This window comes from Shewanella sp. SW1 (assembly GCF_025653545.1).
In the GTDB taxonomy this organism is placed as follows: Bacteria; Pseudomonadota; Gammaproteobacteria; order Enterobacterales; family Shewanellaceae; genus Shewanella; species Shewanella oncorhynchi.
In genome coordinates this window covers 64,877-77,170 of the sequence record NZ_JAKKSG010000025.1, presented here as the reverse complement: position 1 = coordinate 77,170, position 12,294 = coordinate 64,877, and the positions used below count along the sequence as shown (strand labels likewise).

Below are 12,294 nucleotides of genomic sequence, written 5' to 3'. Positions count from 1 at the left end.
GGCTCATTGGCAAACTGAAAATAATCAACATTGGCTTTTAGATAAGCTATTTCAAGAAGATAAGCAGAAAATGTATGATGAAGATGGCGCCAGTATCTTGGCCATTTTACGCCGCTGGGCCTTAAATCTGGTGAAATTACACCCAGCTAAAACCAGCCAAACTCAAAAATTTAATCGAGCATGTTGGAGTGATGACTTCAGAGAAGAGATTATTTTTGGAACTGGTCAAAAAGTGTAATCAGCCCCTGGGTTAAGACTATCTCGTATTGCTTTTAGCCGCTTAATGTTGAGATCAATATCAGATGCTTTTTTCGCCAGTAAATTACGATCAATGGTCAATTGATTCGATTCATTAAACATCGTAGTGATTTCGTTTAATGATAAACCTGCAATACGTCCAAGTGAGATAATATTCAATTTATTAATGATTTTAGGGGCATATTGGCGTCTAAGTCCTTTTCTGCCAATGGACTGGATAAGTTCAATTTTTTCATAAAATCTCAATGTTGAAGGAGCTAATCCTGATTCGCGTGATACCTCTGCAATATCCATAACATTCACTCTTGACTTCAAGTTGTACCATGCCTGAACTATATCAATATCAGGAAAGAATACCAAGAGGGAAAACTGAATGGAGATTTCTATTTGGCTACAGTCAATATTAGTGGGTATTGGTGCCACATTAATAATGGATTCATGGTCATGGTGGCAAAAAAACGTACTTCATAATCCAACTCTTGACTATGCATTTGTGGGACGTTGGTTTATTTTTATTTACAGAGGTCAGCTGGTTCATCGGCCTATTATGGCAACCCCATCTGTTAAAGGAGAAACCTTTCTGGGTTGGTTTCTGCATTATTTTATCGGTATTATTATTGCTTTAATTCATGTATTAATCTTTGGGGAGATGTGGTTATTTGAGCCAACGTTGATACCTGCACTAATGACTGGTTTTGTTACCATAGTGTTTCCTTTCTATGTCATTCAACCTTGTCTTGGATTTGGGATTGCAGCAAATAAAACACCTTCACCATGGAAAGCTCGGTGGCTAAGTTTACTGACACATAGCGTCTATGGCCTAAGGCTATTTTTTGCTGCTTTAAGCCTGAAATATTTAGTTCATGTTTAAATTTAGCTATCCATTAAAAAACTTTTGTCACAATAATTTAGTTTAGCTAAAGCAATCGCAACTTGTAAAAAACAATGCTAAGGTAATGATTCGTATAACAAGTATAGCTTTCTAAGCAGAATCTGTCGGAGAAAAAGGATGTTTATCAGATATATTTTAATGCTCACTGCCGTGCTGCTATGCCTTTACCCTGTTTGGGGATTAGTGAGCCCAGCAAGCTACTTGCAGGAGATATTAGAGGTTTATCCCGATGCGGAACAAGCCAGTCATACTCAAGTACGAATTACGGCGGCTATTTTATGGATAAGCAATCTGACGCTATCATTTGGGTTACTATTTATTGCAAAATTCATTAAACAACCTCAAACGTACAAATTCGCGAAAATATCGTCTATTGCATTAATTAGCTATCCATTTATTCTGACGATAACAGAGGCAATTTCTCACAGTATTCTATACCGCCACCTAGAACATCCTACGTTGACAATCGAGTTTTCAGCGCAAAAATTGTTCTATTTCGTATTTGGCCTGATCATTCTGGGAATTTATCAATCCCAACAAGAGTACAAAAGCGCCAAAGAGAATGGTTAATTTATCAACATATTTTGAGGAAAAACCATTGAAGTTCTTTACCTCTTTTATTTTTGCTTTTATTGGCTCAAAATTATTATTCAAATACTTCGATTTTCACTACGATATTTTTAGCGATCCTTTTGATCCATTGAAATTTATTATTGATACTGGTGTGTTCGTTGTTATTTTTATATCGACACAGATACTGTATGAAAAATATTGGGAAAAACGAATAAACAAGAACAGCCATAATTCCCCCAACTAATGCACATAGGGATAATACGCAGAGGGACCATGAATAATATATGCTGTTAACACGCTCATAAGCGCTAAGCGACCAACCGAAACCACATAGTAAGAAAGACAGGACTGGCTTGAATCTTTTAGAATTCACAGTTAACTCCGAAGTAACAGAATACACTTCCCCTCGGAGTTGCCGCTGGGCGAATAGACAAATTGCGTGAGTCTTGCCATGGATGGCAAGGTAGCTTTCGCAGGTGCAGGGACGCATCCTTCGGAAGCGATAGCAAATTTGGCAATGAGCACAAGGGGCTTTCAACTCCGTTGGGGCGTCTTGGAGCATCCAAGGAGGATAGGACGAGCAGTCCTCCTTGGTCGGGTGTGGGGTGAAGCCCCACGACTTTGACTTTGCTTTTAAATTATTTAACGAAGAAATATTTAACGAGACACTCATTGATAAATAGTTTGAATGCACTAATTGTGAGTAACAGACTATCAGCCATACCAAAGGCTTAATGGGATTCAGGTGTGGGATGAAGCCCCACGACGTTGATTTAGCCTTTAAAAATTAACCATCAATCATCCCCAAAATCACATAGGAACTGAGATGTTTTCCATGCAAAAGATAATTCTCCCACTGATCATGCTAAGTCTTGGCGCATTGCCTCTATATGCTCCAGCACAGGACACCAGCGCGTTATGGGGTAAAAAGTATGCTGAGGTGAAATCAAGTTTATTGGCTGCAGGCTGGGTATTAGCGCCTGTAGCAGAAGATGAAACGCCAATAACAGCAGATTACCCCGAAATAACCTGTGGTAACGGCGCGATGGCAATTTGCTCTGTCGGCTTTAAGCGAGACAATAGTACGCTTGCCTTAGTTGTTGAATCTATTGAACAAGAGCTTATTGTGACAGGTGAATACTAAATAGCCCAATAGATGATGTTAAACTCAGCCTAAGCATCTAATGTAGACGAGGTAGTGATGACATCTGTACCCCAATCAAAACAAGAACTTGAATTGGCTATTTACTCAGTTTTCCCCAAATTGATGGCTGACTATCGTTCAATCCCAACCCAAATGTCCCGTGTGTGCAGCTTAGAAGGAAACATCAAAGGTACACAAATTAGTGTAAGTGATACCGTCGCTTACCTTATTGGTTGGGGTAAATTAGTGCTCAAATGGTACGAGTTAACATCGCAAGCACTCCCCGTTGATTTTCCCGATACGGGTTATAAATGGAATCAACTGGGATTATTAGCAGAGCGATTTCATCATGAATATAGCCAATGGCAATATACTGATTTACTTGATGAATATGAAATGACAATGGAAAAATTGTCAACGCTGATTGCGAGTCTCAGTGATCAGCAACTGTACGGCATAACTTGGTACGATAAATGGACTCTGGGCCGTATGATCCAGTTCAATACTTACTCCCCGATGAAGAATATGCGTACCAAAGTACGACGATTCAAAAAAGACAATGCATTACCCTAGTAAACAACTCTTTTAAGCACGGAGGTATTCATGCCAAGTACCCACACTCACCCGCAGTTAGGTCCAAATCCCAACGATAAAGCGCCGATGAAAGGCTTTCCTCAGGTTGGCTTTCTTAAAAATTTTATTTCCCGCGAGAACATTATTGTCGGTGATTACACTTATTATGACGATCCAGCTGGTCCTGAAAGGTTCGAGTCGAATGTGCTTTATCACTTTGACTTTATTGGCGATAAACTGAATATCGGTAAATTCTGCGCCATTGCGAAAGACGTGAAATTCATTATGAATGGCGCCAATCATCAAGTATCTGGCTTTTCAACTTATCCCTTTTATATCTTCGGCAATGGCTGGGAGAAAGCGGCGCCCAAGCCCGAAGATTTACCTATTAAGGGCGACACCTGTATCGGTAACGACGTGTGGATTGGTTATAACGCCACTATCATGCCTGGAGTGAAGATTGGCCACGGCGCCATTGTTGCCAGTCAATCCGTAGTGACAAAAGATGTGCCACCCTACGCTGTGGTTGGCGGTAATCCTGCCACAGTGATCAAGCTGAGATTCGAGCAAACTGTGATAGATGAGCTTGTTGCCATCGCTTGGTGGGATTGGCCGATAGAGAAAATCACTCAACACCTAGAGGCTATCGCGGGTGCAGAACTCACAACATTACAGCAGGCAACCTAAATAACGCCTGTCGCGAGCAAGACTGAACGAAAAACCTCAAGCAACAAAAATTAAGTAACGATTATTAAAAAACCGCCATTAAACGCAAACAAAATCCTATATGCGCAATTTTGTACAAAAGCACTGAGGGTTTCTGGGTTACTATCAGGCACAACCCGCCATTAATACACTAAACTCGGAGGCCTAGTGTGAACACAGAACATGCGGCATACCAGATTGCCGATGAATTAGGTGGCCTCGAGTTACTCAATGCTCACTACCATAAACAAAACTTTAGTCGGCACACCCATGAAGGTTATACAGTCGGCGTGATTGAAACGGGGGCGCAGCGTTTTTATCGCACGGGTGGCAACCATGTGGCGCCAAAGCACAGCATCATTCTCGTTAACGCCGACGAAGTCCATAATGGCTGTAGCGCCACAGAGGGCGGTTGGTCCTATCGTGCCATGTATCCAGTACCCGCACAGTTTGCCAATATTAACAGTGATCTAGCATCAAACCGTGGTGCGCCCTATTTCCCAGAGCCCGTGGTGTACGATCCTGAATTAGCCGAATTACTGCGTTTCACCTTTACGACTTTAGATTCATCGGACAATCGATTACTGCGCGAAAGCTTAGTCTATTCCAGCTTGACGCAGTTGATAACACGCCACGGCAAGAATCGCCCAAGCGATGACCTCGCTGTAATCGCGAAGCCTGCGTTAGCACTGGTGAAATCCTTTATCGACGATCATCCTGCAGCCGACATCTCCCTTGAAGAGCTGGCAACACTCGCGGGATTAAGCCCCTATTATTTGCTGAAGCAATTTCAGCGTTATTACGGCTTACCGCCCCACGCTTACCAAATTCAAGCAAGAGTGAGACTCGCCAAAGGAAAAATCAAACAAGGCACACGGCTGCTCGATGTCGCCCTCGATTGTGGTTTTCACGATCAAAGTCACTTGAATCGACATTTTAAAAAGACCGTCGGCGTAACACCAGGGCAATTTGCCAAAGAAATAGGCCGCAATATTATCCAAGCCTAAACAACCACTTTAAGTTAATCTGCCATGCTCATTCTTGCTTTCTCCTCGATTGACTAAGCAAGCAACCTTATCCAAGCATTCATTGTTTAATAGCAACCCCATCGCCGCTATTTTTAGGAGCCAAAGTGACCACCGACAAGCTTATAAAACCTGATGTTTATCCTGTGCATCCCACAAAATCCAAGGCATTTTTAAAAGGTACATTAGCCATGATGCCGTTGACGATAGCGGTTGTACCTTGGGGAATTTTAGCGGGCTCCTTCGCCATTGAGGTTGGGCTAACGCCCATTGAGAGCCAAGCTATGTCGGCGATTATCTTTGCGGGCGCGGCTCAATTAGTGGCACTCGGCATGGTGAAAGCTGGTATTGGTCTGTGGAGTATCTTAATTACGACGTTACTCATCACCTCACGCCATCTGTTATATGCAATGGCGATGCGCAGTCAAATCAGTCCGTTGCCGTTAAAGTGGCGCCTAACATTGGGCTTTTTGCTCACAGATGAACTGTTTGCCATCGCCAATCAAGGCAAATTACATAAGTTCGACCCTTGGTACGCCCTTGGCGGCGGTTTGAGTTTCTATATCGGTTGGAACATAGCCACACTACTTGGCATAGTGGCGGGCAATGCGATCGAGAATTTAGATGAGATGGGATTAGATTTTGCCATCGCAGCCACCTTCATCGCTCTGGTCGTTCCTACCATAAAAAAACCATCGATTCTCGTCTGTGTATTAGTCTCGCTCACCCTAGCAGTGGTATGCGCCGTTTTTAAAATTCAAGCGGGACTGCTCATTGCCGCCATTGCGGGAATGACGGCAGGTGTACTTTACGCCAAAGTGACCAAGGAAGCGGAACGCGCGGAACAATCCGCCAGTCAGTTAGCAAGCGCACAGACCAAAACAGAAGTGGATACTGGAGTTGGGACTGACATTAAGACAAAAACATTGTCAGGAGAAAAAGCATGATTTGGTTAATGATTTTCTCAATGGCGGCGGTTGTGTTTATCAGTCGTCATTTACTGCTCGAACCTAAATTACCGCTGCGATTAAGTAAGGGCACCCAAACCTTTTTAAGTTACTCAGCCCCTGCGGTACTCACTGCAATCTTTGCACCCATAGTGTTTGTGCAAGAAGGTCAGCTTGATCTCAGCCTAGATAACAGCTATCTCATCTGCGCCATAGTCGCTACTGTGTTGGCGCTCGTCACCCGTAATACCTTGCTAACCACAGTGCTGAGTATGGGACTGTTTTTCTTTATCCACTAAGTCAACAAAGAGTCAGTGCTCAGCAACGGCACTGACTCTTGCATCAATCACTGACACCGTTCCTACCACTCTTTTACACAGCCTAACCCCCCTCTGAGACATCGCCCCCTAGAAAATCACTTCCACGTTATCTTGATCTTCCACAATCTTCATGTATTTAGGCTCTTATGTCTGTGCAACTAACAGTATCGGCTTTAACGGTATTTCACACATCGACGATAATGGAAGAGTGATGATATTTATCAGCAATAACAAAGACTCAAACAAAATACTTAACCTAACCATATTCAAACTATTTAGTCTCTAAAAACGTCCATTCAAAAATGTTATTTACAGCATCTATTACGGCATTAATCTCAGTATAGTTCTCGGTATAGCTATCGGAATAAAGAGTCCATTTAAAAAAGTTTTACATAATAAAATGCCGCATAGATATTAATCCACATTCAAAAACCAACCCGCTAAAAATTAAAGTAAATACACTATATTATAAAGTTCTAAATACCGTTTAAAAATAAAGTAATTAACACTTTTAACCGGGTTGAAACACACCTAAAATTAATTCATTTTTATTTTGTTTAATAAAAATAAAAGTGCTAGTTTTTAGATGTGCCTAGCAGTAATGATTATTTATATGATTTAGAACTACATATAATTGCCATCGGCGCTCTCAATGAAAGGACGTATTTTATTAAAATAAAGGAACAATCATGAGAACAAAATCTAGCCTGGGTATATTAACTTTATCCTGTTTAACCGCACTTGGAACTGTTTCTTTGTTGGCCGAAGCTGCTATTCCGAATACTATTCCAAAACTGTCAATGGTAGAACACGCAGCCCCTGATCTTGATTCGCTTAAAAATGATGCAATTAACGACCCCTCGTTTATCAGCTCGTTATTCTCCTTAGGACACCATCTCGGATATGCATGGGCTGGCGGTACAGCATCCCAGTATGTTGGTGAAGACATCGAAGTCAGAAGAGAATCGAGCAACGAATACAGTCTTAAAGCCCGCTATAACGGTAATGATCCTTATGCAAGCGGCTACAGAGCGAATGAACGTTTGAAGGTAAATTTACAAAATATTCATTTCGTCACTAATCCTCAAAGTCTAAAGTTAGGTTCACCTCAAGTTTATGATCGTGAGGCTATTTATACTGCTCCTGTGGTTATCTATAACTGGGGCGATACCGAAGATACCGGTGTCGCCACCCTAAACTATGATTACACCACTAGCTGGGCCAAAACCGATAATTTCTCCTTCTCCGAGAAAATTGGCGTAACCAATAAATATGAAGTGGGTATTCCAGGAATAGGTGGAGCGAGTTCTGAAATCAGCGCCGAATTTTCCGCCAGCCAAGGCTGGAGTGAAACTGACGGTAAAAGTACAACGATTTCGAGTCAGGCACAGTACCGCGCAATTATGCCTCCTCGCAGCAAACGTTATATCTCAATCACTCTGTTTAAACAAAAAGCGGATGTCCCATACACCTCAAGTTTATATATGATGTACGATATAAAATATGAGAACTTATTAAAATGGGGTGGTAATGCGCATATTAATCATCCGACAAATAGACCTAACTTCCCTTACACCTTTGGCGGAGCGAATGCGAATAATTTTAATGGACCAGAAGACTTAGTCGATCAATATCTTCATCAAGATATAAACGGTTATGGTGTATGGGATTGGCCTGCTGCGATTAATTCTGCACAGTCAAAAAGTGGGTTTGAGTGGCAATTGGCGAATATTGTTAGACAACATGGCGCACCTATCAGCGGTAAATTTACCGCAATAGATTCGAGTCAATTTAATATCGATGCGAGTGAATCCTATCCACTAACGGATGAAGACATTGCTAATCGTCCTAAAAGCGCTCAAAAATTAGGACTGAGTCGCAATATTCAGGTTGTCGTCGGCGAGCTCCAAAACAATGATGAAGATGGTTTAATCAAAAAACTGCATATTTCGCAATCAAGCGAAGTCATGTTAAACAATTAAAAACGGTGAACTTAGACTCTCAATAACAGCTATGACACTAGTATCAGAGAGATCTCGATACAACTAGCCCGTTACTAGCAAATTAGAAATGTAATACAAAGCCACTCATTCGAGTGGCTTTTCTTTCGCTTCTGCTCGCGCCTTCGATTGCTCATCCATCAGGCAAATATAATCTTCAAGCTCTTGCCCAAGAGTGAGATCAAAATGACGGTTTAACCGCACAAGACCTGTGATGCGATCGACCCTGAAATTACGAAAATCAGCACGTAGCTCACACCATGTCAGTAAGGTCCAAGTGCCACGCCAAAAATAGATGGCGAGCGGCCTAACTTCCCGCTCGGTAACATCCAGTTTGACATCTTGGTAGAAGAGTTTGACGTATTCGCGGTGCTGAGCCGCATTACGCAAGGGATCGAGGAATTGAAACTCATTGGAGTCGAGGTAAAAATCCGGTGAAAACATTAAGGATTGATAGGCTTGTAATCGTTTAGGCAACACAGCTTCGACTTTAATCATCGCCTGCCTCGCGGCGCTACCAAGCTCCTTACCACCCCAAGTTTGCACCATACGCATGCCAACTTGAATCGCTTCCAGTTCGGCTTCGTTAAACATCAAGGGCGGAACATTAACCTCATGGCGCAACAAATAGCCGACACCCGCTTCCCCTTCAATAGGAATGCCACTTAAACACAGGTCCTGCACATCACGGTAAATCGTGCGTGTAGAAACCTCTAACCGTTCAGCCAATTCTTGGGCCGTGGTCAGGCGTTTGTGTTTGAGAATTTGCACTATTTGAAATAGGCGATCAGCACGGCGCATTAGCTCTAGTTTAACCCTTTATCTATCAATCAGTTGATTACGTATTATTACCCTAGGTCAATCGCTGGTATGTCCTTGAATACACACTTGAGTGTTTTTACGATTTGAATCATAAAATCCCGATATAGATCTCAACCTCAGTAGCACTAAGATAGACTTCAAAATCCGTTTGATAGCGTCGCTGATGAGAGCAATCAGCCGCGCTAAAATAACCCCACACTTGCCCCCAGAGGTCGATAACACACTGGGGCATATCACCCTGAGCGGTGAATTTTAGGTACTTGCCCGCGTTAAGCTCCAATGACGTAAAATGACTTGCATCAACAGGGGCATCAATTGCCTTACCCACCAGTACAGAAAACTCGCCATTCATGTCTGACTCATAGTCATAATACACGCCATACATGGGCGAATTGAGCATAGCGGTTAGCTGGGATGATTCAAAAAAGGCTTGCCATAAACTGCCAATTTTAGCGCTATCGACAGACATTTCTGCCCGATTATTCGTGCGGGTGCTTAGTCCAAGTAACGGTCGAGCATCAATATAAATCACATCCATTTTTGTTTCTTCCATAAAAATCTAAACCAATAGGTTAATGTTAGCGTCGTGCCTTAAGGACACGACGCTAAAAATTTAACACTCGAGACTACTTATCCTTAGACCACAGACCGACTTTATTGCCTTCACTATCGGCAAATAACGCGATGTAACCACACTCTCCACCATTAATCGGCGTCACTGGCAGCAAAATATTCACATTGGCGGCAGTGAGTTTATCCACTAGCGGTTGTAAGTGGGTGCTGAAATGCAAATACACTGTGCTGCCCTGCATCGATGGCTGGCTCATGCTGCATTTGACTAGCCCTATGCTCGCCGCACTCGCATCCTCAGTGACTATGCTCGCATATTCCATGTCTTCCATATCGTCACGTTTAAACTCGACCCCAAAATGCTGCTGATAAAAAGCAACAGCACGGTTCATGTCACTGACAGGAATTTCACCCCAAACTAACGGTGCAATAGATAACATTTTCACTTTCTCCTTGTTGAAAAAAATATCAATGATTCAAAGCCTTATTCGTACAATTCAGGACAGAATCATTAACGGGCGACAACAAGAATAAAACAAGGCTACTGACAGCATGATGTCAGTAGCCTTTTAATAAAAGTGAATTTTGGCGTTTTAACTTAACCAGCAACCAAGATTATTTTGGCAAACTGGCTTGATGTGCCTGAATAAAATCATCCATGGCTTTGCTCGCCCTCGCTTGGGCGCTGGCTAAGGTATCTGTATCAACCATAGTTTCTACCACTTCGTAGTAGCACTTAATTTTAGGTTCTGTGCCAGATGGTCTGACGATCACCCGAGCCCCGCCCGCTAAGCAGTAAGTCAATACATCGCTCGGTGGTAAGTCGATTTTCTCAACATTTCCATCGGCAAAACGACGCTCAAGTGCCTTTAAATCATCGGTTGAGAGCACATCTAACTCACCAATCTTAACCGGTGGATGCTCGCGCAAATAGGCGCCAATATTGGGCGTGTCAGGTTTTAAGGCAATGCTCACCTGCGCATTGAGATGGAACCCATGCTCACGGTAAATTTGCTCGAGTCTGTCCCAAATCGTTTGCCCCTTCGCCACCAGCTCGGCAGTCAATTGGGCAAATGCCACCAGCGCCGACAAGCCATCTTTATCCCACACCATACTGCCCACCGTATAGCCAAGGGCTTCTTCATAGGCAAACAGGAATTGATCCTCAGGCGAAGTTTTTGCAATCCCTACATTCATCAGCCACTTAAAGCCGGTGAGCGTGGTAAAGCTTTGCGTGCCAAACCATTGAGCAATTTTAGATAACAGGCTCGATGACACTATCGTTGTGCCCGTAAGTCGTTGATTATCTTTGGCGTGAGATAACAAGTAATGCCCAAAGAGCACACCGACTTGATCGCCCGTCAGCATCTGATACTCGCCATCCTCTTTACGCACTGCAACCGCAAAACGGTCGGCATCGGGATCGTTAGCACAGGCGAGCATAGCGCCGTGTTTTTTCGCCTCGGCAATCACTAAATCCATCGCACCCTTTTCTTCAGGGTTTGGGAAGTTCACCGTCGGGAAATCCCCATCGGGTTCACGCTGGGAGGCAACCGAATACACTTGGGTGAAACCTGCATCTTTCAATACCGTTTCAGCCATTTCGGCACCCACACCGTGCATGGCGGTATAGGCTAAACTGACCTTTTCAGGAGCGGTATGGTTTTGCAGCACCTCAGCTTGCTGCACGCCATGACGATAGCTTTGGTAAAAATCGTCCTGCAGGATAATTAACTTACCTTGTGTTACCGCGTCATCATGCTCTAAAAACGGAATCGCTTGATTTGCGGCGCGCTCAATTTGCGCGGCAATGCCAGAGTCGTGGGGCGGAATAATCTGCGCGCCATTCTCCCAATAGACTTTATAGCCATTGTATTGCGGCGGGTTATGACTCGCGGTCACCACAATGCCCGCTGCCGCATTAAAATGTTTTACCCCAAAGGCCACCAACGGCGTTGGCGCTACTTTGGACGTTAAGCGTACCTTAATCCCCATAGCGGTGAGCACACTCGCTGCATCATGGGCAAAATTAAATGAATCGTGGCGGCCATCATAACCAATCACCACGCCGCGCTCGGCGGCATCTTTAATCTGATCAAGTAGATAAGCACCAAGACCAGCAGAGGTTTGGCGGATCACCAAACGGTTCATCCCCATAGGCCCAGCACCGACGACACCGCGTAATCCTGCGGTGCCAAATTCCAAGCGACCCGCAAAGCGCGCTGCGAGTTCAGCTTCATTGCCGCTATCAATTAGGGTTTGTAACTGGGCTTGAGTGCGAGGGTCAGGATCATTTTCAAGCCAATGGTTTACCTGTAACTGCAGATGGGTATTCATATCACGCCTCATTGAAAATCATTTGCAATCACCTTAGGAAAAAGCACGTAGAAGAACAAGCTAATTTGCATTAATTTCAAAATGAGCCATGGGTATTGCCATAAAAAACGCACTATCTGGTCATTCAT

General features: G+C 43.4%; 14 protein-coding genes and 1 pseudogene. 10 read left to right on the top strand and 5 right to left on the bottom strand.

Annotated elements, in window-relative coordinates:
- A pseudogene (locus tag L5M71_RS19690) lies at positions 1 to 238 on the top strand (ISAs1 family transposase); the annotation flags it as partial.
- On the opposite strand, the gene L5M71_RS19685 reads toward L5M71_RS19690, so the two are convergent.
- A complete protein-coding gene (locus L5M71_RS19685) occupies positions 226 to 552 on the bottom strand; it encodes a MerR family transcriptional regulator (protein WP_263209303.1) in 327 nt (108 codons plus the stop codon). The pseudogene L5M71_RS19690 and the gene L5M71_RS19685 sit on opposite strands and share 13 nt — an antisense overlap.
- A gap of 79 nt (positions 553 to 631) precedes the next feature.
- On the opposite strand from L5M71_RS19685, the gene L5M71_RS19680 reads away from it, so the two are divergent.
- The 9 genes from L5M71_RS19680 (at position 632) to L5M71_RS19640 (ending at position 8,419) form a co-directional block, all read left to right on the top strand.
- A complete protein-coding gene (locus L5M71_RS19680; protein WP_263209302.1) occupies positions 632 to 1,129 on the top strand; it encodes a DUF2938 domain-containing protein in 498 nt (165 codons plus the stop codon).
- A 138-nt stretch (positions 1,130 to 1,267) separates the two neighbouring features.
- Entirely contained in the window at positions 1,268 to 1,720 is a 453-nt protein-coding gene (locus L5M71_RS19675; RefSeq protein WP_113938873.1) for a hypothetical protein, read from the top strand.
- Positions 1,721 to 2,549: 829 nt separating this feature from the next.
- On the top strand, positions 2,550 to 2,867 hold the full coding sequence (locus tag L5M71_RS19670) for a hypothetical protein (RefSeq protein ID WP_263211657.1): 318 nt from the start codon (positions 2,550 to 2,552) through the stop codon (positions 2,865 to 2,867).
- 57 nt (positions 2,868 to 2,924) lie between these two features.
- Complete coding sequence (locus L5M71_RS19665) at positions 2,925 to 3,440, top strand: ClbS/DfsB family four-helix bundle protein (RefSeq protein ID WP_263209300.1); 516 nt, start codon at positions 2,925 to 2,927, stop codon at positions 3,438 to 3,440.
- A 30-nt stretch (positions 3,441 to 3,470) separates the two neighbouring features.
- Entirely contained in the window at positions 3,471 to 4,127 is a 657-nt protein-coding gene (locus L5M71_RS19660) for a Vat family streptogramin A O-acetyltransferase (RefSeq protein ID WP_263209297.1), read from the top strand.
- 188 nt (positions 4,128 to 4,315) lie between these two features.
- The gene (locus tag L5M71_RS19655) at positions 4,316 to 5,152 is read left to right on the top strand and encodes an AraC family transcriptional regulator (protein WP_263209295.1); all 837 of its coding nucleotides are present in this window, start codon (positions 4,316 to 4,318) and stop codon (positions 5,150 to 5,152) included.
- A gap of 125 nt (positions 5,153 to 5,277) precedes the next feature.
- Entirely contained in the window at positions 5,278 to 6,117 is an 840-nt protein-coding gene (locus L5M71_RS19650; protein WP_173245690.1) for an AzlC family ABC transporter permease, read from the top strand.
- Positions 6,114 to 6,416 carry an AzlD domain-containing protein gene (locus L5M71_RS19645; protein ID WP_011789923.1) on the top strand — a complete coding sequence of 101 codons (303 nt, stop codon included), beginning with the start codon at positions 6,114 to 6,116 and terminating at the stop codon, positions 6,414 to 6,416. Before L5M71_RS19650 ends, L5M71_RS19645 begins: the two co-directional genes overlap by 4 nt.
- A 710-nt stretch (positions 6,417 to 7,126) precedes the next feature.
- The gene (locus tag L5M71_RS19640; protein WP_263209293.1) at positions 7,127 to 8,419 is read left to right on the top strand and encodes an aerolysin family beta-barrel pore-forming toxin; all 1,293 of its coding nucleotides are present in this window, start codon (positions 7,127 to 7,129) and stop codon (positions 8,417 to 8,419) included.
- A 105-nt stretch (positions 8,420 to 8,524) separates the two neighbouring features.
- Here L5M71_RS19640 and L5M71_RS19635 read toward each other — a convergent pair whose 3' ends face one another.
- The 4 genes from L5M71_RS19635 to L5M71_RS19620 form a co-directional block, all read right to left on the bottom strand.
- The gene (locus L5M71_RS19635) at positions 8,525 to 9,238 is read right to left on the bottom strand and encodes a helix-turn-helix transcriptional regulator (RefSeq protein ID WP_263204208.1); all 714 of its coding nucleotides are present in this window, start codon (positions 9,236 to 9,238) and stop codon (positions 8,525 to 8,527) included.
- Positions 9,239 to 9,347: 109 nt separating this feature from the next.
- On the bottom strand, positions 9,348 to 9,797 hold the full coding sequence (locus tag L5M71_RS19630; protein ID WP_219250266.1) for a GyrI-like domain-containing protein: 450 nt from the start codon (positions 9,795 to 9,797) through the stop codon (positions 9,348 to 9,350).
- Positions 9,798 to 9,885: 88 nt separating this feature from the next.
- Positions 9,886 to 10,269 carry a VOC family protein gene (locus tag L5M71_RS19625; protein WP_263209291.1) on the bottom strand — a complete coding sequence of 128 codons (384 nt, stop codon included), beginning with the start codon at positions 10,267 to 10,269 and terminating at the stop codon, positions 9,886 to 9,888.
- 175 nt (positions 10,270 to 10,444) lie between these two features.
- Positions 10,445 to 12,166, bottom strand: a complete 1,722-nt coding sequence (locus L5M71_RS19620; RefSeq protein WP_263209289.1) for a phospho-sugar mutase — start codon at positions 12,164 to 12,166, stop codon at positions 10,445 to 10,447.
- Positions 12,167 to 12,294: the final 128 nt, after the last annotated feature.

What these genes read in the sequence shown, in the direction of transcription:
- L5M71_RS19685 (WP_263209303.1), bottom strand. Translation starts at nt 552, where the DNA reads ATGGATATTGCAGAGGTATCACGCGAATCAGGATTAGCTCCTTCAACA.
- L5M71_RS19680 (WP_263209302.1), top strand. Translation starts at nt 632, where the DNA reads ATGGAGATTTCTATTTGGCTACAGTCAATATTAGTGGGTATTGGTGCC.
- L5M71_RS19675 (WP_113938873.1), top strand. Translation starts at nt 1,268, where the DNA reads ATGTTTATCAGATATATTTTAATGCTCACTGCCGTGCTGCTATGCCTT.
- L5M71_RS19670 (WP_263211657.1), top strand. Translation starts at nt 2,550, where the DNA reads ATGTTTTCCATGCAAAAGATAATTCTCCCACTGATCATGCTAAGTCTT.
- L5M71_RS19665 (WP_263209300.1), top strand. Translation starts at nt 2,925, where the DNA reads ATGACATCTGTACCCCAATCAAAACAAGAACTTGAATTGGCTATTTAC.
- L5M71_RS19660 (WP_263209297.1), top strand. Translation starts at nt 3,471, where the DNA reads ATGCCAAGTACCCACACTCACCCGCAGTTAGGTCCAAATCCCAACGAT.
- L5M71_RS19645 (WP_011789923.1), top strand. Translation starts at nt 6,114, where the DNA reads ATGATTTGGTTAATGATTTTCTCAATGGCGGCGGTTGTGTTTATCAGT.
- L5M71_RS19640 (WP_263209293.1), top strand. Translation starts at nt 7,127, where the DNA reads ATGAGAACAAAATCTAGCCTGGGTATATTAACTTTATCCTGTTTAACC.
- L5M71_RS19635 (WP_263204208.1), bottom strand. Translation starts at nt 9,238, where the DNA reads ATGCGCCGTGCTGATCGCCTATTTCAAATAGTGCAAATTCTCAAACAC.
- L5M71_RS19630 (WP_219250266.1), bottom strand. Translation starts at nt 9,797, where the DNA reads ATGGATGTGATTTATATTGATGCTCGACCGTTACTTGGACTAAGCACC.
- L5M71_RS19625 (WP_263209291.1), bottom strand. Translation starts at nt 10,269, where the DNA reads ATGTTATCTATTGCACCGTTAGTTTGGGGTGAAATTCCTGTCAGTGAC.
- L5M71_RS19620 (WP_263209289.1), bottom strand. Translation starts at nt 12,166, where the DNA reads ATGAATACCCATCTGCAGTTACAGGTAAACCATTGGCTTGAAAATGAT.